23 protein-coding genes are annotated in these 22,960 nt (G+C 63.3%); 4 read left to right on the forward strand and 19 right to left on the reverse strand.

All coding sequences use genetic code 11. From position 1 onward, the window contains the following. Nucleotides 1-9 precede the first annotated feature (9 nt). The 4 genes from AC1DD7_RS05235 to AC1DD7_RS05250 form a co-directional block, all read right to left on the reverse strand. On the reverse strand, nt 10-1,689 hold the full coding sequence (locus AC1DD7_RS05235; RefSeq protein ID WP_431117219.1) for an AMP-binding protein: 1,680 nt from the start codon (nt 1,687-1,689) through the stop codon (nt 10-12). Between the two features lie 62 nt (nt 1,690-1,751). Continuing rightward, the gene (locus AC1DD7_RS05240) at nt 1,752-2,618 is read right to left on the reverse strand and encodes an acyl-CoA thioesterase (RefSeq protein ID WP_477514110.1); all 867 of its coding nucleotides are present in this window, start codon (nt 2,616-2,618) and stop codon (nt 1,752-1,754) included. Nucleotides 2,619-2,624: 6 nt separating this feature from the next. Continuing rightward, nucleotides 2,625-3,107: a cupin domain-containing protein gene (locus tag AC1DD7_RS05245; RefSeq protein WP_431117221.1), complete on the reverse strand. Its 483-nt coding sequence runs from the start codon at nt 3,105-3,107 to the stop codon at nt 2,625-2,627. Nucleotides 3,108-3,133: 26 nt separating this feature from the next. Beyond that, nucleotides 3,134-4,006: a fumarylacetoacetate hydrolase family protein gene (locus AC1DD7_RS05250; RefSeq protein WP_477514111.1), complete on the reverse strand. Its 873-nt coding sequence runs from the start codon at nt 4,004-4,006 to the stop codon at nt 3,134-3,136. 134 nt (nt 4,007-4,140) lie between these two features. Between AC1DD7_RS05250 and AC1DD7_RS05255 the strand changes: the two genes are divergently transcribed. Beyond that, complete coding sequence (locus tag AC1DD7_RS05255; protein ID WP_442017275.1) at nt 4,141-4,539, forward strand: RidA family protein; 399 nt, start codon at nt 4,141-4,143, stop codon at nt 4,537-4,539. A 41-nt stretch (nt 4,540-4,580) separates the two neighbouring features. Then, nucleotides 4,581-4,925: an iron chaperone gene (locus tag AC1DD7_RS05260; protein WP_431117224.1), complete on the forward strand. Its 345-nt coding sequence runs from the start codon at nt 4,581-4,583 to the stop codon at nt 4,923-4,925. 12 nt (nt 4,926-4,937) lie between these two features. Here AC1DD7_RS05260 and AC1DD7_RS05265 read toward each other — a convergent pair whose 3' ends face one another. The 12 genes from AC1DD7_RS05265 to AC1DD7_RS05320 form a co-directional block, all read right to left on the reverse strand. Continuing rightward, nucleotides 4,938-5,741, reverse strand: coding sequence for an IclR family transcriptional regulator domain-containing protein (locus AC1DD7_RS05265; protein ID WP_477514112.1), 804 nt, complete (start codon nt 5,739-5,741; stop codon nt 4,938-4,940). Between the two features lie 72 nt (nt 5,742-5,813). Then, nucleotides 5,814-6,482: a 3-oxoacid CoA-transferase subunit B gene (locus tag AC1DD7_RS05270; RefSeq protein ID WP_477514311.1), complete on the reverse strand. Its 669-nt coding sequence runs from the start codon at nt 6,480-6,482 to the stop codon at nt 5,814-5,816. Between the two features lie 2 nt (nt 6,483-6,484). Beyond that, on the reverse strand, nt 6,485-7,171 hold the full coding sequence (locus AC1DD7_RS05275; protein ID WP_477514113.1) for a 3-oxoacid CoA-transferase subunit A: 687 nt from the start codon (nt 7,169-7,171) through the stop codon (nt 6,485-6,487). A 2-nt stretch (nt 7,172-7,173) separates the two neighbouring features. Further along, on the reverse strand, nt 7,174-8,388 hold the full coding sequence (locus tag AC1DD7_RS05280) for a thiolase family protein (RefSeq protein ID WP_477514114.1): 1,215 nt from the start codon (nt 8,386-8,388) through the stop codon (nt 7,174-7,176). Between the two features lie 121 nt (nt 8,389-8,509). Next, nucleotides 8,510-8,947, reverse strand: a complete 438-nt coding sequence (gene pcaC / locus AC1DD7_RS05285; protein WP_477514115.1) for a 4-carboxymuconolactone decarboxylase — start codon at nt 8,945-8,947, stop codon at nt 8,510-8,512. Then, entirely contained in the window at nt 8,944-9,747 is an 804-nt protein-coding gene (locus AC1DD7_RS05290) for an alpha/beta fold hydrolase (RefSeq protein ID WP_477514116.1), read from the reverse strand. Before AC1DD7_RS05290 ends, pcaC begins: the two co-directional genes overlap by 4 nt. Next, a complete protein-coding gene (locus AC1DD7_RS05295; protein ID WP_477514117.1) occupies nt 9,740-11,152 on the reverse strand; it encodes a class-II fumarase/aspartase family protein in 1,413 nt (470 codons plus the stop codon). The genes AC1DD7_RS05290 and AC1DD7_RS05295 overlap by 8 nt, the downstream gene beginning before the upstream one ends. Continuing rightward, complete coding sequence (gene pcaG, locus AC1DD7_RS05300; protein WP_477514118.1) at nt 11,149-11,748, reverse strand: protocatechuate 3,4-dioxygenase subunit alpha; 600 nt, start codon at nt 11,746-11,748, stop codon at nt 11,149-11,151. Before pcaG ends, AC1DD7_RS05295 begins: the two co-directional genes overlap by 4 nt. A 4-nt stretch (nt 11,749-11,752) precedes the next feature. Next, a complete protein-coding gene (pcaH, locus tag AC1DD7_RS05305) occupies nt 11,753-12,652 on the reverse strand; it encodes a protocatechuate 3,4-dioxygenase subunit beta (RefSeq protein ID WP_477514119.1) in 900 nt (299 codons plus the stop codon). A gap of 36 nt (nt 12,653-12,688) precedes the next feature. Continuing rightward, the gene (locus tag AC1DD7_RS05310; protein WP_477514120.1) at nt 12,689-14,560 is read right to left on the reverse strand and encodes a bifunctional sugar phosphate isomerase/epimerase/4-hydroxyphenylpyruvate dioxygenase family protein; all 1,872 of its coding nucleotides are present in this window, start codon (nt 14,558-14,560) and stop codon (nt 12,689-12,691) included. Further along, a complete protein-coding gene (locus AC1DD7_RS05315; protein WP_477514121.1) occupies nt 14,560-15,477 on the reverse strand; it encodes a shikimate dehydrogenase in 918 nt (305 codons plus the stop codon). Before AC1DD7_RS05315 ends, AC1DD7_RS05310 begins: the two co-directional genes overlap by 1 nt. Before the next feature lie 204 nt (nt 15,478-15,681). Continuing rightward, complete coding sequence (locus AC1DD7_RS05320; RefSeq protein ID WP_224165817.1) at nt 15,682-16,452, reverse strand: IclR family transcriptional regulator; 771 nt, start codon at nt 16,450-16,452, stop codon at nt 15,682-15,684. 202 nt (nt 16,453-16,654) lie between these two features. On the opposite strand from AC1DD7_RS05320, the gene AC1DD7_RS05325 reads away from it, so the two are divergent. Continuing rightward, a complete protein-coding gene (locus tag AC1DD7_RS05325) occupies nt 16,655-17,977 on the forward strand; it encodes an MFS transporter (protein ID WP_477514122.1) in 1,323 nt (440 codons plus the stop codon). Between the two features lie 139 nt (nt 17,978-18,116). On the opposite strand, the gene AC1DD7_RS05330 is transcribed toward AC1DD7_RS05325, so the two are convergent. Next, the gene (locus AC1DD7_RS05330; RefSeq protein ID WP_477514123.1) at nt 18,117-20,858 is read right to left on the reverse strand and encodes an FG-GAP-like repeat-containing protein; all 2,742 of its coding nucleotides are present in this window, start codon (nt 20,856-20,858) and stop codon (nt 18,117-18,119) included. Between the two features lie 273 nt (nt 20,859-21,131). Here AC1DD7_RS05330 and AC1DD7_RS05335 point away from each other — a divergent pair, with 273 nt between their 5' ends. Continuing rightward, on the forward strand, nt 21,132-21,368 hold the full coding sequence (locus AC1DD7_RS05335) for a hypothetical protein (protein WP_442004857.1): 237 nt from the start codon (nt 21,132-21,134) through the stop codon (nt 21,366-21,368). Between the two features lie 26 nt (nt 21,369-21,394). On the opposite strand, the gene AC1DD7_RS05340 is transcribed toward AC1DD7_RS05335, so the two are convergent. Next, nucleotides 21,395-21,682, reverse strand: coding sequence for a MoaD/ThiS family protein (locus AC1DD7_RS05340; protein ID WP_477514124.1), 288 nt, complete (start codon nt 21,680-21,682; stop codon nt 21,395-21,397). A gap of 7 nt (nt 21,683-21,689) precedes the next feature. Next, nucleotides 21,690-22,844 carry a WD40/YVTN/BNR-like repeat-containing protein gene (locus AC1DD7_RS05345; protein WP_431120066.1) on the reverse strand — a complete coding sequence of 385 codons (1,155 nt, stop codon included), beginning with the start codon at nt 22,842-22,844 and terminating at the stop codon, nt 21,690-21,692. Nucleotides 22,845-22,960 lie beyond the last annotated feature (116 nt).

Raw genomic sequence — 22,960 nt, forward strand, 5'->3', positions numbered from 1 at the left:
TGCTCCTTCTCAAGCCTGGCTTTGGCCGGCGGGGGTAAGTTGTTGGGTTTCTGCTTCGCCTGTGGTGCTCTCCTTGAGGAGGCCATCGCGGAGCTTGAAGTGCTGGAGTTTGCCGCTGGGGTTCCGCGGCAGCTCGGTGACGAAGCGGACATCGCGCGGGTACTTGTACGGGGCGATGGTCTGCTTCACGAAGTCCTGGATTTCCTTGCGCTTCGCGGCGTCGCCAATGACGCCCTCTCGCAGGACGATGAACGCGCACACGATGCTTCCGCGTTCAGGATCAGGCCGCCCGATCACCGCGTTCTCCACCACGTCCGGGTGCTGGTCGATGGCGGATTCCACCTCGGGTGCGCCAATGTTGTAGCCGGAGGACACGATCATGTTGTCCGAGCGGGCCTGGTACGTGAAGTACCCGTCTTCATCCATCGAGAACGTATCGCCAGTGACATTCCAGCCATTCACCACGTAATTCGTTTGGCGTGCGTCGTCCAGGTAGCGGCAACCCGTAGGGCCAATCACTGCAAGCCGGCCAGACTGGCCTGGGCCAAGCTGGTGGCCGTCCTGATCAAGAATGGTTGCACGGAAGCCCGGCACAGCCTTGCCGGTAGTACCTGGACGGATGTCATCCCCTGCAGCGGAAATGAACACGTGAAGCAACTCTGTGGCGCCGATACCATTGACCAGCCTCAGGCCCGTCGCCTCACGGACCGCTTCCCACGTCTCCTTGGACAGGTGCTCCCCCGCCGAAACAGCGACGCGGAGGCCACGGAGCAAGTCCCCGCGCTTTTCCTTCAGGATCGCCCGGTAGGCAGTGGGAGCCGTGAAAAGGATGGTGGCCCCGGCAGCCGAAGCATGCTCGGCCAGTTCCACAGGCCCGGCCTTCTCCGTCAGGAGCGACGACGCGCCAAACCGCAGCGGGAAGATCACCAATCCGCCGAGCCCGAACGTGAAGGCAAGTGGAGGGGAACCGGCGAAGACATCATCAGCTGTGGGCTGAAGGATGTGGCGGGCAAAGGTGTCCGCATTCGCCAGGACGTCCCGGTGGAAGTGCATGGTCACCTTCGGCACACCCGTGGTCCCGGACGTTGGACCCAGCAGGGCTACGTCGTCTGCCGACGTGTCCACAGCCGTGAACTCCCCACTCTTGCGCTGGCAGCGCTGGGTGAGATCGCCGTCGTCGTGCCCTCCGTAGCTCAGGACGGTGACGTCCTCGCCTGCGGCCGTCGCGAGCTCATCCACGAAGCGGTGATCGGAAATGGCGACCACAGGCTTGGTGAGCTGGATGAGCGTGGCGACCTCGCTGGAACGCAGCATGGGCATCGTAGTGACCACCACGGCGCCCGCCTTCAGCACACCCAGCCAGGCGGCAACCAGCCATGGATTGTTGGGGCCGCGGAGCAGCACACGGTTTCCGGGCTCTACCCCGAGGTCTTCGGTGAGGACCTGGGCAACCTGGTTGGAGTGCAGCTGCAACTGTCCATAAGACCAGACTGTGCCATCCGGGGTGCGGAGCGCTGGCCGGTCCGGGCCGTACGTCTCGACCGCGTTGTCGATCAGCACGGCGGCAGCGTTCAGCCGCTCCGGGTAGTGGAGTTCCGGCAGTGTAAATTCGAGCGCCGGCCAGGTGTCGGCGGGCGGCAAGTGGTCGCGCGTGAACGTGTCCACGTGGGCCGATGGCGTCATGCTCATGGCCGTTCCTTTCAGTGGTGCGTCAGTGAAGCTGGGGATGATGTTGGGGGGGGTAAAGCCGTTCAGGCGCGGATCATGCCTTCTTGGGCGACTGTGGCGAGGAGCCTTCCTTGCCGGTCGAAGAAGCGGCCCATGGCCAGGCCCCTGTTGCTTTGGCCGGATATGGCCTCTTGTGCATAGAGGACCCACTCATCGGCGCGGCCATCGCGGTGGAACCACATGGAGTGGTCAAGGCTGGCGGTGGCGAGCCCGGGACTGGACCAGTTGAGTCCGTTGACCCGGAGCAGCGGCTCCAGGATCGTGTAGTCGCAAACGTAGGCGAGGGCGGTGCGGTGGAGGTTGGCGTCGTCGGGGAGGCTGTCGAAAGCCTTGACCCAAATTGCCTGCTGCGGCATGGATCCACCCTCAAGCTCGATGTATACCGGTCCTGGAATATGCCGCATGTCGAAACTACGGCCCGTAGACCAATAGTTTGCGGCTGGGCCTTCTGTCCCGTCCAGTGCTTCCGCTGCGGAGCGCAGGGATTCAGGCTCGACGGCGGCAGGAGCCTCGGGCTGGAAGTCCGGACCATCTTCGGGAACCTGGAACGAACCCATCGCGGCATATACAGGCTTACCATTCTGGAAACCACGGACGTTGCGGGTGGAGTAGCCGCGACCGTCGCGCAAGCGCTCTACTTCGTAGCGAACATGGGCACCGATGTCCACGGGCCGCATGAAGTAGCTGTGCATCGAGTGGAGCTGCCTGTCGGCCTCCACGGACAGCATCATGGCGGCTGCCGCTTGGGCCACCATGTCTCCGCCATAGGCTTTTGGCCACGGAACGTACTGGGTGGTGGCTTCGTAGGCTTCGTCAAAAACGTGGGCTTCAACGGCTGTCATCTCCACAGCCTTGAGGAAGGTCTCCGAGGTCAAGGTTCCGGTGATCATGGCTGGTTACGCCCGACGGTAGTCGGCGAGGGTTTCGTCCGGGACGTCGTCGAGGTTGACCACGAGGTTCTCCGGGGTGCGGGCCGTGAGCCACACGAGTTCTTCGGTGACAGACATGTTTGCTTCGACGTGCGGCATGAACGGCGGGACGAACACCCAGTCGCCGGCCTTCATGTCGATGAACTGCGAGTAGTTCTCGCCGAAGTAGATGCGGCCGTGGCCGCGGAGCACATAGCCACCGGTCTCTGCCTCGCCGTGGTGGTGCGGGAGTGAGCGGTAGCCCGGGGTGTTGGACACCTGGCCGAACCAGATCTTGGTTGCCGGAGTGTGCTGGATGCTCACTCCGGAGACGCGGATGCAATCCCCGGACTGGGCGGTGTTGGTGTCTTCTTCACCCGCACGGGTGACTACGGGGACAACCTTGCCGTCAGCGCCGGCGTAGATGGAGTTGTCGCCTTCGAGGCGGTATTCGGTGGTGGTCTGGCTCATGGGGGTTCTCCTTTTGGCGGTGGGTTTTAGGCGTTGGCGGGGACTGGCGTGACCGGCGCGTGGATTCGGAATTGGTTTTCCAGGCGGCCGATGCCGTCGATTTCGGTGGTGAGGACGTCGCCGTCGTTCAGGAAACGCGGCGGGGTCATCCCCATGCCCACTCCCCCGGGCGTGCCCGTGAGTACGAGATCGCCGGGGCGCAGGACGGTGAACTGGGAAATGTAGGACAGGAGCTGTGCGGGGCCGAACACCAGGGTGCTGGTATTGCCCTGCTGCACGAGCTCACCGTTGACGTAGCCACGGACCTCGAAGCTTTCGCTTGCCTCGTCCGCAGTCAACATCACCGGGCCCACTGGTGTGGTTGCGTCGAAGGCCTTGCCCTGGAACCACTGCAGGGTGCGGTTCTGCCAGTCACGCATGGAGACGTCATTGGCAACGGTGTACCCGGCAATTGCCGCCCGGGCCTGGTCTTCGTCGGCACGAAACAGTTCAGAACCCACGACGACGGCCAACTCGGCTTCCCAGTCCACGCGCCCACTCCCATGGACTTCTACGACGTCCGTGGCCCCGATCAGGGTGTCAGCGTATTTGGCGAACAGGGTGGGAAATTCAGGAAGTTCGCGTCCCATTTCCTGGATGTGGTCCCCGTAGTTCAGCCCGCAACAAATGACTTTTCCGGCGCGGGGCAGGAGCGGGGCGAAGTCAGCTTCAGTTGCTGCGATGACGACTTGCCCGCCCTCCACCGCCGCTTCGGCTGTCTTCTCGGTGATCAACCGCCATTCCGGCTGGGCCAGGAGCGCGCCGACGTCGTTGGCCGGCAACGCAACGTACGTGTCGGCGCCCGTGGCGAGTGCCGCCGTCGTACTTCCGCCGGAGGTGCGCAAGGTGGCAAGTTTCATGGGTTCTGCTCCTTCGAGATTCAATGTGTCGACTTTTTTACGATCGTCACATATGCTCAACGTAGCACGGCAGAAATGATCTGCACAGAGGCATTTCAAAAGTTTTTGCAGTTGCCACAACAAGGAGGAACAGCATGAGCCACAAAACAATCAACCCGGAGTCACTCCCCAAGCCATCCGGTTTTGCGCACGGCATGCTTGCCGGCAACACGGTGTTCCTGGGTGGACAGACTGCCTTGGACAAGAACATGAACATCGTCCCCGGCGGGATCGTGGAGCAGTTCACGCAGGCGTTCTCCAACGTGCTGACCACGCTGCGGGAAGCCGGTGGGCAGCCGGAGGACCTCGTCAACGTCACCATCTACCTCACAGACGTAGACGACTACATGGCGAACGGCCGCGAGATCGGACGAATCTGGCGTGAAATGGCTGGCACACAGTACCCGGCGATGGCCGGCATAGGTGTGACCCGGCTGTGGCAGAAAGAGGCCCTGATCGAAATCCAGGGCATCGCGGTTATTCCTGAGGGCTAAATCTCTGGCCTCTGCTGCGGGCTTAGTGAAGCATGTCCCCTATGGGAACCGTCACCGAATATCTGGAGAACGTCAGCAAAGGCAACCGGGAAATCCTGGAGCGGATAGTTGCGATCGCACGTGAACTTGCCCCGGACGCCGAGGAAGGCACCAGCTACGGCATGCCTGCCTTGCTTGTGGATGGCAAGGGCTTCGTGAGCGTACTCGAAACCAAGAACCACCTGGCCCTGTACCCGTTTAGTGGGCAGATCCTGCCGGAGATGTCGGAGGAGCTGGGCGGCTACTCGTGGTCGCCGGGGACATTGCGGTTCTCTGCGGACAACCCTGTTCCCGACTCCATGGTGCGGCGCATTCTCGAGACGCGGCTGGCTGCGATCCGGAAGTAGAGGCGCCTCGATTTAGTGCTTCGCGGACACGTCCTGCGAGATCGCGTTGGCCGTTGCGACCACTTCCTGCCGTACGGACTCGAGATACTTGTCCGGGTCCGACTCCGCCGCGACAGCCTGGGCCTGCAGGGACACGTTGATCGCCGCAACGTTGTCGCCGTTGTTGTGGTTCCACACCGGCGCCGCGATGGACATGAGCCCGATTTCCAGCTCCTGGTCCAGCAGGCACCAGCCTTGCGCACGGACCTGCTCGACGGCGGACCTCAAGTCTGCCGCGTTGGCCACGGTTCGCGGCGTGATGGGCTTGAGGTCGACGTTGGCCAGGTATGCCTCGAGCTTGGCCTGTGGCAGACCGGCGAGCAGCACACGGCCCATGGAGGTGGCGTATGCCGGGAAACGGGTGCCCACAGTGATGCCGACGTTCATGATCCGGCGGGTCGCGACGCGGGCAACGTAGAAGATGTCCGGACCGTCAAGGACTGCCGCTGACGTGGACTCCCCCAGCTTCATGCTCAACTGCTCCAGATGTGGCTGAGCCAGCTGAGGCAGGGACAGCGCCGACAGATACGAGTACCCGAGCTGCAGCACCTTTGCAGTGAGGGCGAAGGTCTTGCCGTCCGTGCGGACGTAGCCCAACTCCACGAGGGTGTGAAGAAAACGACGGGCCGTGGCGCGGGTCAGGTCGGTGCGGGCTGCGACTTCGCTGAGGGTCATGACCGGGTTGTTCGCATCGAACGCCCGGATCACGGCCAGACCCCTGGCCAACGACTGCACATACTGGTCGCTGGCCTGCGGGGTAACTGCGGAATCGGTCATGGTTACCAATCCTAAGGTGCGTTGCGGGGCCTACTCTGCATCCCCAGAGCAGGCCCCACAACGTGAGCAGTGTTAGGCGCCGGGCTTCAGAGGCAGGGGTACGAGCTCCTGGATTTCCTCGAAGGTGCAGCCGAACGTCTCGCGGACAGTGACGCCGTTGGGGCCTGTGAGGAAGACGGCCTTGTCCGTGTACACGCGAGTCACGCAGCCGACGCCAGTGAGCGGGTAGGTGCACTGCTCCACCAGTTTGGACACGCCCTCGCGCGTCAACAACGTCATCATCACGAACACATCCTTGGCGCCCGTTGCAAGGTCCATGGCACCACCCACAGCCGGGATGGCGTCCGGGGCGCCGGTGTGCCAGTTGGCGAGATCGCCCGTGGCGGAGACCTGGAAGGCGCCGAGGACGCAGATGTCCAGGTGCCCACCGCGCATGATCGCGAAGGAGTCGGCGTGGTGGAAGTACGAGGCTCCGGGCAGCTCGGTGACGGGGATCTTGCCGGCATTGATCAAGTCGCCATCGATCTCATCGCCCTCAGCCGCGGGGCCCATCCCGAGCATCCCGTTCTCCGTGTGGAGCGTGATGTTCTGTTCCTCGGTGAGGTAGTTGGACACGAGCGTGGGCTGGCCGATGCCCAGGTTCACGAATGAGCCAGGCGCGATGTCGCGTGCCACCAACTGGGCGAGTTCGTCGCGACCCAACGGCTTCTCGGACGTCTGGATACTTGTCGCAGTGCTCATCATCAAGCCACCTTCCCATCGAATTCTGCAGAACCAACCCGGACCACACTGTTGACGTAAATCCCCGGCGTCACCACATTCTCCGGATCCAACGAACCCGTGGGCACGATCTCCGAGACCTGCACAATGGTGTGCTTGGCAGCGGCCGCCATGATGGGGCCGAAGTTCCGGGCAGTTTTTCGGTACACGAGGTTGCCCTTGCGGTCCGCCTTGAGTGCCTTGATGAGGGCGACGTCGGCGTGGATGGGCGTTTCGAACACCTGCCACTTCCCGTCCAGCAAGCGCGTTTCCTTGCCCTCAGCCAGCGTGGTGCCGTAGCCAGTGGGTGTGAAGAACCCGCCAATCCCTGCACCCGCGGCACGGATACGCTCGGCCAGGTTGCCCTGCGGAACCAACTCCAACTCAATCTCACCCGCATGGAACTTGGCATCGAAGTGCCAGGAATCAGACTGCCGCGGGAACGAACAGATCATTTTGCGGACCCTGCCTTCCTTGATCAGCAACGCGAGCCCCTGATCGCCCTGACCGGCGTTGTTGTTCACCACGGTGAGGTCCTTCGCGCCGCAGTCCATCAGGGCGTCGATCAGTTCGAATGGCTGCCCGGCGTTGCCGAACCCGCCGATCATCACGGTGGACCCGTCCTTGATGCCGGCGACAGCTTCGCCAACGGTGTCAATGAAATTCAACATGACTAACCCTTCACCCCAGCAGAAACGTTTTCCAGGACCACAGCCAAGCCCTGCCCAACCCCGATGCAGATCGCCGCCACTCCCCAGCGCTGCCCGGAAGCCTGCAGGGAACGGGCAAGCGTCCCGAGGAGGCGGGTACCGGAGGCACCGAGTGGGTGGCCCATCGCAATAGCCCCGCCATGCTGGTTCACGATTCCGGGGTCAATCCCCCACGCGTCAACGCACGCCAGCGACTGCGCGGCGAACGCCTCGTTAAGTTCGACGGCGCCAACCTGGTCCCAGCCGATGCCCGCCTTCGCGAGGGCCTTGTTCGCCGCCTCCACCGGAGCGAACCCGAAGAACTGGGGATCGTTGCCATGAGCACCACGGCCGGCGATACGGGCCAGGGGTTCGAGACCAAGGATCGAGGAGGCCGCCTCAGAGCCGATCCACGCGGCCGAAGCACCATCATTCAAAGGCGAGGCATTCCCGGCGGTGACCGTGCCGCCGTCGGGCCCGTCAGACTCGGCACGGAAAACGGTCTTCAGCCCAGCCAGCTTCTCTGCGGATGAACCAGCCCGGATTCCCTCATCCCGAACCAGGTCCGTTCCCGGAACCTGCGAAACAAGGTTGTCGTAGAAGCCTTCGTTCCACGCAGCGTCGGCCAGGTTGTGTGAGTCCGCCGCGAACTGGTCCTGGCGTTCACGGGTAATCCCGTACTTCTCGCGCAGCCGTTCTGTGGCTTCGCCTAATGAGATGGTCCAGTCCTTGTTCATGGCCGGGTTCACCAAACGCCAGCCCAGCGTGGTGGACGCGAGCGTCATATCACCGGCGGGGTACGGCTTGGAAGTCTTCGGCAGCACCCACGGCGCACGGGACATGGATTCTGCCCCGCCCACTAGCATGAGGTCCGCATCGCCGGCATTGATCTGGCGGGACGCAATAATTGCCGCGTCCAACGACGAACCACAGAGACGGTTGACCGTGGTCCCCGGAATGGAAATGGGCAATCCTGCCAGCAGGGTGGCCATCCGGGCCACGTTGCGGTTCTCCTCGCCGGCGCCGTTGGCGTTGCCAAACACCACTTCGTCGATCCGTTCAACATCCAGCTCCGGAGCCCTCTTTACGGACTCACGGACCACGTGGGCAGCAAGGTCATCGGGACGGACAGCCGCGAGGCCGGAGCCGAACTTGCCAAAGGGTGTGCGTACGGCGTCGTACACAAAAGCCTGGTTCATGGGGTTTCCTCTAGGTTTTGTAGTTTCAACTAGCTATAGGAGCTCAAGGACATCAAGCGGGTGGGGCCCACGCCGCCAGGGTTCCCTGGCCGAGCTTGCGAGGCGAGGGTGGCGGTGGGGACTAGTTGGGTTCGTTGGTGTCGATCTCGGCGAATACTTTCTGCGCCGTCTTGAAGGCCGAGTTGGCCGAGGGAACACTGCAATAGATTGCGGTCTGCAGCAGGATTTCCTTGATCTCGTCCCTGCTCAGGCCGTTGTTGAGGGCCGCCCGGATGTGCATCGCGAGCTCCTCCCAGTGACCGTGCGCCACCAGCGCCGTGAGGGTGACGGCGGAGCGCATTTGCCGGCTAAGGCCGGGCCGCGTCCAGATGCCACCCCAGGCGATCCTGGTGATCATGTCCTGGTAGTCCTCGGTAAAGGAGTCCATGTTGGTGTTCGCACGGTCCACGTGCTCATTGCCGAGCACTTCGCGCCGCACCGCCATGCCGGCGTCGTAAATGTCCTGCGCGGTGGCGCTCGGCTGAACGGCACCATTCCGCTCGGGAGACAAAGAGGTCATCGTCCGTTCTCCTTCATAAAGGTCCGCATCAACCCGGCCACAACTGCAGGCGCCTCCGCTGGCGCGAGGTGCGCGACGCCGTCGAGCGCCACCGTCTGAGCGGTACCGCCGCCTGCGGTGATACCGGAAACAACAGCTTCGGCCAGTGATGGCGGCGCCACAGAGTCCTCGACGCCGGCAATCGCCTGGGTGGGAACGGTGATGCTGCCGAGCTGCTCGCGGACGTCCAATCCGGCGAGGGCTTCGCAGCAGAACGAGTAGCTGAAGCGGTCGGCGTCGCGGAGTGAATGCAGGAGGCGGCTGCTGATTTCCGGCTGGCGGTCCATGAAGCCGGGACCGAACCAACGCTCGGCGGAGCCCTGGATCATCACGGGCGTCCCCAGTTTGCGTACGGTTTCGGCGCGCTCCAGCCAGCCTTCAGGCGTGCCGATCTTGGCGCCGCTGCACTGCACGGACAGGCTGCGGAGGCGGTCGCCATGCTTGATGCCAAGTTGCAGGCCGATGGCACCGCCCAGCGAGACGCCTGCGTAGTGGAACTTCGCGCCCGGACTCACAAAGTCCACGAGATCGACGACGGCGTCCGCCAGTTCCGCGATATCGAATCCTTCGGAGGCGGCTGGCGAGATGCCGTGGCCGGGGAGGTCCCAGCCGATGACGTCGTACTCATCGCCAAGCAGCGCTGCCGTTTCGGTCCAGAGCACGGTGGAGGTGCCCAACGATGGGCCGACCACAAGGAGCGGCTTCGTTCCGAGTTCGCGCTGTGGGGACAGCAGAACGGCCTTGACGGTTGGCTTAGCCACGGGTGGCTCCCTTCGTTGAGATTCCTGCGAAGACCGGATAGGCGGCAAGGATCCGGCGCGTGATCTCGGCAGCTTCACCGAGGTAGCTCGCGGGATCCAGGAGTGCCTCGAGTTCGACGTCACTGAGCTTGTCCGCAGGGACAGCCTCGCGCAGCAGCTTGGTGTAGATCCGCGTCTGCTCGGCCGCGGGCGCCTTGAGCGTTTCATCGACAACGTTCTGCAGCTTTTGTTTTCCGTGCGGACCCAGGAGAGGCACGATGGCGGCCATCACACCTTCGCTGAGGAGCAGCGGTCCCGAAATTTCCAGGTTCCGGCGCATCGCTTCCGGAAAGACACGAAGACCTTCCGCGAGTTCACGGAGATGTCCAGCGGCACCAACGGCTAGCGCGAGCAGCTGGCGCAGGGCTGGCCATTCGCTGTGCCAGGCGCCGTCCGGGCGCTCGTCGTTGAAGGTGGCCGCCGCGAGGTGCAGCTGCGACGCGAGGCCGGGTGCCTGCAGCGCCGCACTGCGGATGAGTACGGACAGCACAGGGTTCTGCTTCTGTGGCATGGCCGAGGAAACCCCGCGTCCGGCGGCCAGTGGTTCGCCGAGCTCGGCGACTTCCGGTCGGCTCAGGAACAGCAGGTCCGCGGCGATTTTGCCGAAGGAATCAATCAGGGCAGCAAGTCCATCGCCCAGGGAGGTGACGGCCAGGCGATTCGTGTGCCAAGGAGCAGAGGCCGTTGCGAGGCCAAGCTTTGAGGCCAAAGAATCGGCCAGATCAAAGGGAGTGCTCTGCGAGGAAGCAGTCAGCTTGGTTGCCGACGCCAGGGTCCCGCCAGCCCCGCCAAACTGTATGGGTAGTTCAAGCGCTTCCAACCGCGCAGCTGCAGCCGCCACACCGTGGAACCACTGCGCGGCCTTGAGCCCGAACGTGTACGGCAGCGCGTGCTGCGTCAGGCTCCTGCCCACGCACAGGGTGTCCGCATGCTGTTCCGCCAAGGTAGCGAGCGCCGTCGTCGTGCGTCTCACGTCGGCCAGCAGTGATGAAATGGTGCGACTGGCGAGCAGCACGAGGGCGGAGTCGAGGACGTCCTGGCTGGTGAGGGAGGTGTGCACAGCGATTGCCGCGCCAGCGTCCAAGGATTTCACCCGCGCCCGCAGGTCACCCAGCAAGGGGATCACAGGGTTGCCCCCGCCCTGGGCGCGTTTCGCCACAGAAGCGACGTCGTAAGAACCGGGGTCGGCGGCTTCGGCCACAACTGCGGCGGAACCTGCAGGGACGAGCCCCGCTTCCTCGAGGACAACCGCCCAGGCGGCTTCGACGTCGAGGATCGCCGCGATCACTGCACGGTCGCCCGTCAGCGCCGCAACAGCGGGCGACGCCGAAACGGGGCTAAGGAGGCCGAAGTCGCCGTCGGTCATGGCTGTGAGTCCGCGTTGACGCTGGTTTCCAGCGAACCGTCCTGCTGGAAATCCAGGAATACAGTTTCGTCGCCGCCCTGCAGTCGGATGTCCCAGGTGAGGCCGCCGTCGGGGTCGCGACGGGCGATCAGGGTCTTGCGACGCTGGGGATCCAGGGAGCTCAGCAGCGGATCGTTGGCCAGGGCTTCCTCATTTTCCGGAAGATACATGCGGGTGAAGAGGCGGTTCATGAGGCCGCGGGCAAAGACCGCCACGGAGATGAACGGGGCCGCACCCGGCGAGGTGGGTCCGGGGTTGACGGTGGTGAACGTGTACACGCCGGAGTTCCCGACAGAACCGCGGCCCCAGCCGGTGAAGGTGTAGCCATCGCGGACCAGGGAGCCGGTGCGCTGGACGATGTTGCCCTCGGAGTCCGGCTGCCAAATTTCAAGGATGGCGTCCGGGATGGTGTTGCCGACACCGTCGTAGACCGTGCCTTGGAGGCGGATGCTTCCCGGGCTGCCCGGGGCGAGTAGTTCGTTGTCCTTGTTAAAGGGGAGGGCGTAACCGTAGAAGGGTCCGACGGTCTGGCCCGGTGTGGGTGTCAGCTTGCTCATGTGCTTACTCCTCGTCCCCGGCGTCGCCGAATGCTTCGTTCTCTGTCCAGGTCCGCTTGGAGCCGGTCAGGATGATGTCCCACTTGTAGCCAAGGGCCCATTCGGGGCTGGTGAGCTCGTGGTCGTACTCAGCCACCAGGCGGTCGCGGGCGTCCTGGTCCACGATGGACTGGTAGATGGGGTCCAGCGGGAAGAGCTGATCGCCCGGGAAGTACATCTGGGTGACGATGCGCTGCGTGAACTCCGAGCCGAACATGGAGAAGTGGATGTGGGCCGGGCGCCAGGCGTTCAGGTGGTTCTTCCACGGGTACGCGCCGGGTTTGATCGTGGTGAAGCGATACGATCCATCGTCACCGGTGATGCAGCGGCCGACGCCGGTGAAGTTCGGGTCCAGCGGTGCGGGGTGCTGGTCGCGCTTGTGGATGTAGCGGCCGGCTGCGTTGGCCTGCCAGATTTCCACGAGCTGGCCGGCAACCGGGCGGCCGTCGCCATCGAGAACGCGGCCGGCGACGATGATGCGCTCACCCTGCGGCTCACCGTTGTGCTGAATGGTCAGGTCCGATTCCAGCGCGTGCACATCCTGGTGGCCGAACGCGGGCGAGTAGAGCTCGATTGTCTCCGGGTCCGCGTGGTGCAGGCTCTTGGTCGGGTGGCGCAGGATGCTGCTGCGGTACGGAGCGTAGTCCAGACGTGGCATGGTCTCCGGCACCTTGCCGTTCTTCAATGCCTCCGCGTAGCGGTCCCCAATGCCCTTCATCTCAGCACTGAGATCCGCCTGGGTTTCCACTTTCTTGGAATCATGCGCTGCATGTGCCTCAGCGGGAGGCACGAGCTCCTCGGATTCGAGCGCTTGTGCAGAGTTGACCTGTGCAGAGTTGACTTGTGCAGTCTGTTCTTGCGGCACGGCGGGCTCCTTTCGGTTGATGGCTTCGTTATGGGTCTAAATGCGGTGCAGCGAGTCGTATTGGACGGCGTGGCGCACCGGCGCGTTGGGCGCTCCGTAGCCGTCGTAGTTGCCGCGGCGTTCCACCATTTCGAAGAAGACGCTGCCAACCGTGGCGGTGTAGAAGTGCAGGAATTCTCCGTTGGTGTCGCGGTCATACAGGAGATTGAGCTCCTTGAGGGTGGCCAGGAATTCCGGTTCCACCTCGAACCGCGCGTCCAGGTCTTCGTAATAGTTGGCCGGAATCTGCAGGAACTCGAGGCCACGATCGCGGGCCGCCCGGGCTGCACCCACGAGGTCGTTCACGGCGAATGCGATGTGTTCCTGGTACGTTTTGCGGGCAGTCTGCGCCTGCTGTGCCGGTGCCAGGTTCAGCACCAGCCTGACTGAGCCGTCCGAGGTCTCCATGACCTGCGAGCGCACCAGTCCGCTGGGGCTCGGAACCTCAGCGAAGGGCTGCGGTTCAAGGGCCAGGGCGCTGGTGTAGAACAGGACGGCTTCGTCGAAGTGCTGCCACGGCTGGGCCAAATTAACATGGTCAATCACCGCGCTGACGCCTGAGCCAGGGTGTTCCAGGCCCTCGCCAAACTCGTGCGTCCACGCGGCAGTCCCGTCCGGGCTTCCCTGGCACAGGAAGATTTCGGTGGAGTCCGGCGCGGAGATGCCTTGGAAGACTTCCTCATTGGCTTGGACCTTGCGGGCAACCACCGGCGCCTTGAGTTGCTGGGCGCGAGCGGAGGCAATCACGGGAGAGTCGACGTCGAACCCCAAAGCCGCAATAGCCGGTTCGGCGTGCTGTGCCGCTTGCTCGTTGATGATCACGCGGGCCTTGCCCATGGTCCAGAGCTGGACGTCCTTGGTGCGGTGGCGGCCCTCGAACTCGAAGCCAAGCTGGCCAAGGAGCTTCTCAAGCTGGGCGGTGTCGTCGGCCTTGACCTCGGCGAAGTTGAAGCCGGCGGGTTCGTTCACCTTGGGCAGAGTGGCCAGTTCCATGGGATAACGACGCCGGGAGGCGCTTCCGTTGCTGGCTGCGGAGTCCGCGGAGGTGCTTTCGAGCCACTTGGCGCTCTGCTCCTCCAGCCAGATCAGGGAGCGCATGGCGTCCACAGCCGTCCGTTCGACGTCCGCCTGGCGGAAGACATCGTTGAAAACTTCCAGCGAAACCGGACCCGTATAGCCGGCGCGGACCACGTGCCCCATGAACTTGGCGAGCTCAAACTGGCCCTCTCCCGGGAACACCCGGTAGTGGCGGCTCCAGGAGAGGACGTCCATGGAGAGCTTGGGGGCGTCGGCAACCTGGACGAAAAAGATCTTGTCCGCGTTGATGTCCTCGATCGGCGCGGTATCCCAGTCGCGGGAGAGGATGTGGAAGGAGTCCAGGCACGTTCCGAGGTTCGGGTGGTCCACCATCTCCACCAGGCGATACGCGTGCTCGTAATCGTTGACGTACTTACCCCAGGCCAATGCCTCGTAGGCAACCTTGACGCCATGGTCCCCGGCAAGTTCAGCAAGCTCTGCCAGTTGGGAGGCGCGAAGTTCGTCGTCGTTGATTGTTGCCGTGGCCACGTTGGAGCAGACCAGGATGGTGTCCACGCCCAGGCGGGACATGAGCTTGAACTTGGCCTCGGCCCGGCGAAGGTTGGCCTTGAGCAGGTCCGGGGTGACGCCGTCGAAATCGCGGAATGGCTGATAGAGGTCCAGACCCAGGCCGAGATCGGCAGCCATTTTCCGCACTTCCTCGGGGCTGAGCGGCGAGATGACGAGGTCTTGCTCGAAGATTTCGATGCCGTCAAAGCCCGCTATTGCGCAGGCCTGCATCTTCTCTTTCAGTGTGCCGGAGAGGCAGACGGTGGCGATTCCAGTGCGCATCAGTGGGCCGCCTTCGCCAGTACCGTGGCGGAGAGTTGGGTTGCGGCATCTTCCACGGCGATCAATTCCAGGAAGTGTGCCCGCATGCGGTCACGATCGGCGTCGCGTCCGGTGAAGAGCTGGAAAGCGTCGGCCGCCTGACCGACTGCCATCCTGCCGCCGTCGAGGACGTCGCAACCCTTGGCGCGCGCCTCGCGGACCAGGCGCGTGTCGATCGGCCGGTAGACGATGTCGGCAACCCAGTGGCGCGGTTCCAGGAGGTCGATGTCCAGCGGCAGTCCCGGATGGGCGGCCATACCGATAGGCGTGCAGTGCACCAAGCCATCGGCGAGCGGCATGATCTCGCTCAGCTCGGCGGGAGTGCGCGGCGTGATCGTGGAGGCCGGGAAAAGTTCGCCGAGTTCCGTGGCACGTTCGGCTGCACGTGTGGAGTCCATGTCCACGAGGTCCAGCGTGCTGACGCCGGCTTTGAGCAACGCGTACGCGACCGCGGACCCGGCACCGCCAGCACCAAGCTGGACCACGCGGTCGAGCTTCGCATCCGGCAGCCCGTCGGCGAGCGCCGAGCCGAATCCGGAGAAGTCTGTGTTGTGGCCGATGAATCGACCATCCTGAATCAGGACTGTATTGACGGCACCCAGGCTGCGGGCGTCGTCGGAAATCTCGTCAAGGTGCTCCAGCACCAGCTGCTTGCACGGGTGCGTGATGTTCAGGCCATTGAAGCCCATGCGCTGGGCTGCGGTGAGGAGGTCCCCGACGGCGGTGGCCGGCAAGGCCAGGTCCAGCAGGTCGATGGGGCGGTACAGCAAGCGAAGGCCCTGCACATCGGCTTCGCGTTCGTGCATGGGCGGCGTGAGCGAGGGCATGACGCCTTCGCCTATGAGGCCCACCAGAACGGACTCGGCTCGGTTGCTCATCCTAAAGCTCCTTTGACTTCAGCACCGCCGGGTTTTTGGCACTTTCTGGGGCGCCGCTCCCCGGGGTGTTATTTAGGTTACTACAAGTGTTCATATTCCGCACGCTTGTTCTTATCGCGAACATTTGCGCTCCCCTCACCCAACTAGGGGACAGATAACGCCCCACTGGGGGCTCATAGCGACATGTCCTGTCCCCCAGTTGGGCTAGCGCTGGGGCAAGCGGGCCGCGAGTTCAGCCGCAGCTTCCTGCAACGTGGGGACGTGGGCGATGAGTTCGTCCATGGTGAGACGAAAGACCGGAACAGCCGTGGCGAGAGACGCAAAGGCGTGGCCTTGGGAATTGAGGACCGGCACCGCGACCGCGCGCATGCCGATCTCGTTTTCTTCATCCATCACCGCGTAGCCCTGCCGGCGCACCTGCTCAATCTCTGCCCGGAATGCAGCCCGATCGGTAATGGAGCGCTCAGTGAGTGGCTCCAAAGGCAACTCTTCGAGCAGTCGTTCGCGTTCGGCGTCGTTCTCAAAAGCGACAATCGCCTTACCCACGGATGTCGTGTGCAGCGCGCCCAGATGGCCGGGATCGCTGGTGACGCGGAAGGTCTTGGGACCGTCCACCTTGTTCACGGTCAGATGATGGTTTCCGTCGCGCACGGAGAGGATGGTTGCTTCCTCGGTCCGCTCCGTAACGCGCTGGAGTACAGGAAGGGCCGTTGCTGCGAAACCGTGGTGGTTGGAAACCCGCTGGCCCAGCTGGAAGACCCGCAATCCCAAGTGATACCGACGGCCGTCGGGCTCGTAATCCACGAATCCGTCGCGCGTCAGTGAGCCGAGCAGCCGGTAGGTGGTGCTGAACGGAAGTCCCGCACTCCTGGCCAGATCCGCGGCACTCGCGCCTTTGGGCTCATTTCCCAGCAATACCAACAGGCCCAGGGCCTTGCCGACCATGTCGGTCTTTGTGTCCTCTTTCACACTCATGCTTAGATGCTCTCACATCGTGAGAGCTATTTCTAGATAGTGGGGACAAGTCTTGACAAGTGACCCCAGTCACGGCCACTATTGCTGTATTGCACAAGTAGCTCTCACCATGTGGTTACTTTGGGATTGATCCGGCCGCACCTCGCTCTGGTCTTCCCGCAGAAGCTAGATCCGCGACATCGTCGTCACAGAAGGAACACCCATGAGCCACACAATGCCGTCAGCGACGCCAGGCACAGTTACCCCAGCAGGAACTCCCAAGAAGGCGGCACTCGCCAGCTTCCTGGGAAGCGCAGTGGAGTACTACGACTTCTTCATCTTCGGCTCCGCCGCCGCCTTGATCTTTCCGCACGTGTTCTTCCCGGACGCGGACACCAACGCATCCATCATGTCCTTCGCAACCTTCGGCTTCGCCTACGTTGCCCGTCCTGTAGGCGCCGTCATCCTGGGGCACTTCGGCGACAGGATCGGCCGACAAAAGGTCCTCATGTTCACACTGGTCCTGATGGGTGCCGCCACTTTCGTGATCGGCTGCCTCCCGGACTTCAAGACCATTGGCTGGTGGGCTCCCGTCCTGCTGGTACTCGCCCGCCTTGCTCAAGGTCTTTCGGCTGCCGGCGAGCAGGCCGGCGCCTCGTCAATGACGCTGGAGCACGCTCCGGACAACCGCCGCTCGTTCTTCACCTCGTGGACGCTGACCGGCACCCAGGGTGGCCAGATCCTTGCAGCCCTGGTGTTCATTCCAGTTCTCGCACTCCCGGACGAGGTCAAGTACGGCATCGGCTGGCGCATCCCGTTCTGGCTCAGCGCCGTAGTTGTCATCGTGGCGTTCTTCATCCGACGCACCCTGCACGAGCCGCCGGCATTCGCAGAGGCCAAGAAGAACAATCAGATCGCCAAGCTGCCCATCGCCGACCTCCTCAAGCTGCACTGGCGCGACGTCCTCCGCGTGGTGTGCTGTGCATTCATCGCAGCCGTGAGCACGGTATTCGGAACCTTGGCCATCAAGTACGCCCAGGATGTGGCCCACGTCAGCGGCACTATCACCTTGTGGCTCGTCGTGGTGGCCAACATTGTGGCCCTCGGTACCCAGCCGCTGTTCGGCATGCTCGCGGACAAGATCGGCCGTAAGCCCGTCTTCATCTACGGCGCCATCGCCAGCGCCATCATGACTCCGGTGTTCCTGCTGACTTTGGAATCGGGAGTCGTCCCGCTCATGTTCCTGGTCTCCGTGGTGTTCTTCTCCTTCGGGTATGCCGCCGCCAACGCCGTGTGGCCGTCCTTCTACGGTGAAATGTTCAGCACGAAGGTCCGCTTCTCCGGTCTGGCCATCGGCACACAGCTCGGCTTCCTCATGGCCGGCTTCGCTCCGACCATCGTCACAGCCCTCGGCGGCACCAAGCCTGGCGGCTGGGTGCAGATCTCCATCTTCACGGCAGTCATCTGCGTGATCGCAGCCGTCTCTGCCCTTACGGCCCGCGAGTCAGTAAAGGTCCCGACGGCGGAACTCGGCTTGCACAAGTAAGTCACCGCGCTCCTCCCACTTGCTGGGCGCCAGCAACGGAAAAGCCCGGAATGTCCTTTGACATTCCGGGCTTTCGGTGTCTGACCTAACTGAAGTGAGAGGCAACCGGGAAGGAGTGCACTCCCCGGCAACACAAGACCTACCGCGGGTTCAGCGCCACCGGCTTGAACTTCCCAGCACCCGTTCCGGAGTACATCAGCAACGTCCCGTCCCCGGCGACTCCCACCACAGAGGGGTCGCCGGTACCCGTAAACCCGTTACCGAGAGCAGCGATGCTGGAGAACATGTTCCACCCTGAACCAAGGTAGGAGCGTGCAAGGAAGCCGCCAGCGCCGTTCCCCGGGTAGAGCCAGAGTCCGCCATCACCGGAACGGCCAACCAGGTCTTCCCTTCCATCGCCGTTGAAGTCACCGGCCTGCAGGACCAGGTTGAAGATGTCCCACCCGGTGCCGATCTGCTTGCGGGCAAGGAAGCCCCCGGTGCCATTGCCAGGGTAGACCCACAGCACGCCATCGCCGGATTGGGCAACGATGTCCGGCTTTCCGTCGCCCGTGAAATCGCCCGGGGCCAGCAACTGCTCGAAGCCTTGCCATCCGGTGCCGATCTGTTTACGTGCAAGGAACTGTCCCGTGCCATCGGTCGGGTAAAGCCACAGTGTCCCATCGGAAGCCCGGGCCACAAGATCGGGGTGGGAATCGCCGTCGAAATCTCCCGCACTCAGCACCGACGTGAATTGGCCCCAGCCCCATCCGACCTGAACACGCGGAAGGAAACTGCCCGATCCGTTGCCCGGGTAAAGCCACAACGCGCCGTCGGTTCCGCGCGCCAGGATGTCGGCGGCAGCATCGCCGTCGAAATCGCCTGCTTCCCACACCTGAGCGAACTGGTTCCATCCGGTCCCGATCGCAAGCCGATCCGCGAAGCCAACGCCGTCACCTGGATAGAGGGTCATGCGCCCGGCCGCTGCTGCAGTCAGGACGTCCACGCGCTTGTCGCCCGTGAAGTCCCGGCCGCCAACGATGTCACCCACGCCGTTCCAACCAGTTCCGACGGCGGCACGCGGCTGGAAGCCGCCCTTGCCATCCCCTGGGTAGACGTAGAGGGTGCCGTCGCTGGCACGTGCCAGCAAGCCCGGAGCGCCGCCGCCGAACGAAGCTGACGCTGCCAGGCTGTTGAAGGAATCCCAGCCCTGGCCGATCTGCGTTTGGGCGAGGAAACCACCTGTGCCGTTGCCTGGATACAACCACAGGCGGCCATCCGTGCCGGCGGTGATCAGGTCGCTCCGGCCATCGGCGTTGAAGTCCCCCGCAGCGACCAACTGGGTAAAGCCCTGCCAACCAAACCCGATCTGGCTCCGGGACAGGAAACCGCCCTTGCCGTTGCCGGGATAAAGCCACAACGCACCGTCGCTGGTGCGGGCCAGAACGTCCGCAAAGCCGTCACCGTTGAAGTCCGACGTTCCCAGGACGGCGTTGAAAATGCCCCACCCAGAGCCAATCTGCACCGGATCATCCAGCCGGTTTCCGGGGAGGCCACTGAAAAGCAGCAGCGAACCGTCAGCTTCCCGGGAGATCACGTCGGCCAGTTTGTCGCCGTCAAAGTCGCCGGCGGAGAAACGCATGCGTGCCTTGAGTTTGGGATCGGCGTTGATGGTGACAGTCGCCGAGGTTGTGGAGACGGTGTTGATGGTGACCTGGGTGCCCGTGTACGTGGTGAAGGTGCTGCCGGCTTGCCAAGCGTGGTTCTTGGCGTAGTACTGTTCCTGGAACGGGATGGTGGATGGCATGAGAATCAGCGATGAAGCGATCGTGGCGCCGCCACGTTGGACGATCTTGACGCCCCTGTTGCCAGCGGGCCTGCCCTGCTCCCCGAGATAACTGTCGTACCCCGCCGGCTGCCTGAGTTCCAAGTAGTAGACCTCTTTGCTGACCGGGTCCGTGAACTTGATGGCCCTCTGCGCCTCGGTGCCTCCCCAAGGCTTCAACGTGTAGCTTTTGACGCCCGTGGCCACCCCGACATCGCGGATTTCGTCGCCACGGCCCAGCCCTGCGTAGTCCCAGAAGCTGGAGCTCACCACCGGCTGGGCGTACTGCGCCGCCCCCATGAGGTCCGTGGTGTCTCCGTATTCACGGATGTAGCAGGAGCTATCCGTGAACCGCCCGGTGCTGTCCACGCCCACGTCGGATGCGCCGCTGTAGCACTGCAACGCATCGGCGTGCATCAATCCGATCACGTGCCCAAATTCATGGCTCATGACGTTGTTGGAGAAGTTGCTGAGCTGCGGCATCAGCACACGCCCGCTGTAGCTGCCACTGCTGTAGCCGACGCCCAGGGCGTTCCCGGAAAGCGTGGACGTCGGAATGAAGATCACCAGGGCTGTATAGGGGCTGGCTGTCCATTTCAATTCGCTGGTGATGGTGGACATGATGGTGCTGTAGCTGTCGGTCGACCTGGCTTTGGATTGGAACCCGGAGACCTTGCTGTCCACGGTCATGGACAGCTTGTTGTCCGTCATGGCTTTCCAGTAACTGCTGGTTGCCGCCACCGTTTGCTCGGCCCCTGACATGGAGACCGGGTTGGTGTTGTCCGCCAGTTTGGCTGTGACCAATCGAACCCGGATATCGCCGTTGGGGCCGGTTGCTGCTGCGCCCTCGCCGAGAAGGGATTCGACGTCGGTGATCTCGCCACCGCTGGATGGCGCCTGTCCGGGTGGCGTCTCGAAGACGTGCTCCGAATGCGGTGTCCCCTCGAAGAACCGTACGTTCGGATTATCGGGCGTCGGTTCCGGCACTGCCGAAGCAGGGGCCTGGACGAAAAACAGGCCGGTGGCGAAAACCACCAAGCCTGTGGAGACAGCGATTGCACGTCGCAAAAAAACCATTGAATCTCCCCGGGGACGGAGTCTGTGGTTCCTTTGAGTCTCAAGAACCGAGATCAGGCTACAACCGGGCCGGCAGTGGCTTGCGGAGGTGCGCGCCAACCGTCGGCGAGTCCTGCCGCCGATGGCGCGCACCGGCGTCGGGCGTTACCCGAAACGCAAGCATCCCGGAATGCTAACCGGACCCTAACCACGCCGAAATACTCCGGCAACAATGCCCCGTCACACTGGAATAGCCGGCAAGTGCAGGCACCAGCTCCAGTTCAGGAGGACACCATGCTGAAGGAAGTCACTACTCACACAACACGTATACGCGCGCTCAGCCAGCTCCACCGCGGAGACGAGATCGAGGCCCGCATGTCCGTAGGTCCCGCCTACGACGACGTAGTCATTCGTCGCGGACGGGTCCAGGAAACAGCACCGGGAATCGGTGTCGTCTGGATCATGGACCACGTCTCCGGGATGAGGAAAGCCATCAATACCGACGAATGCAGTGTTTGGCGCGTCGCCTGAACCCCGGCTTGACCCCAAACGCCCGCTTAGCCGCCCGCCACGGACTGGATAATCAAGACCTCCTGGCCGGCCACGACCTCCGTATCAAGACCCTTCAGACGCCGGACCTCATCGCCGTTCACGTAAATATTCACGAAGCGGCGGAGCGCACCGGTTTCATCCCGCAAACGCCTGGCCAGCACCGGATATTCTCCGGTGACGGAGTCCAGCAACTGTCCAACGGTCACAGCCCCGTCGGCGGACGCAGTCAGATAGGACTGTCCGCCGACGAGTGGCTGCAGGACACCCGGCAACACCACCGTAAAGTCAGCCACAACGGGCCTAACCAGGTACCGGGGCGCTGGCTGATGCTTCCCGCTCCACGCCACTGCGGCTTCCAACCACGACGGCGGCACGCACGCACAGCACGTCCGGCAAGTGCGAGGCCACTTCAGTAAAGGTCTCGCCCTCGTCGGCGCTGGCGTACACCGATCCGCCGCGGGTACCGAAGTACACGCCAGTCGGTTCGGCCGTGTCCACGGATGCGGCATCGCGAAGCACAGCGTTGTATTCGTGGTCCGGCAAACCTGTGTGAAGCTCCCTCCACGTGCCACCGGCATCCTCAGTGCGGTGCACACTCAGCTTGCCGTCGGGCGGGATGCGTTCGCCGTCGGCCTTCAGTGGGATGACCCAGGCTGTGCCCTCGCGCCGGGGATGGGTCAGCATGACGAATCCGAAGTCCGCCGGCAGTCCGTCTGCGATGGAGTTCCAGTTCTCGCCGTCGTCGTCTGTGCGGTACACACCATGGTGGTTCTGTGCGTACAAACGGCCCTCGACGGCGGCATCCGCAGCAATCTTGTGAACGCACTGGCCAAACTCGGGATTGGGATCAGGCATGAAGTAGGCCGAGATTCCCTTGTTGCGGGGCTCCCAGGAGGTCCCGCCGTCGAGCGATCTGTAAACGCCGCCCGTGCTCATGGCAACATGGACCTTCTCGCCGGACGGATCCACCACGATCGAGTGGGCCGCCGCGCCACCATACCCCGCACCCCACTCGCTGCGATGGGGGTGGTCCCACAGTCCGCGGTTCAGCTCGAAGTGCTCGCCGCCGTCGGTTGATTTCCACACTGAAATCGGTTCGCACCCAGCCCAGACCACGCCGGGGCGGGACTCGGTGTCGGGGTAAATCTGCCAGATGCGTTCCAAGGCAGCGTCTGCGCCGTCCGGGAACTTGATGGCGCCCTGCTCGGGCTCGGTCCAGGTGGCACCGAGGTCATCGGAATGGGCAACGGTGGGACCCCAGTGCTCCGAACGCACCCCCACCATGATTCTGGTTCTGCCGTCCCGGGTGTCTATCCCGATGCTGGGGATCTCGCTCATCAGGAAGTGCGGGCCGGAGAGGGACCATTCTTTGCGGTCCGGGCTGGTTGCCAGCCACAAACCCTTCTTGGTTCCGATCGCTAGGACATAACTTTCTGCGGTAGCCATGAACCCCATCGAACCATCAGGGCGCATGGGTGGCAACGGGTTCCTTGGAGCTATGTGGATAACCGTCCTGGTTTGAAGCCGACCACGGTTATCCACATATGGAAGTAGTACATGGAAATACTCCG

Source organism: Paenarthrobacter sp. 10L412, from assembly GCF_056395565.1.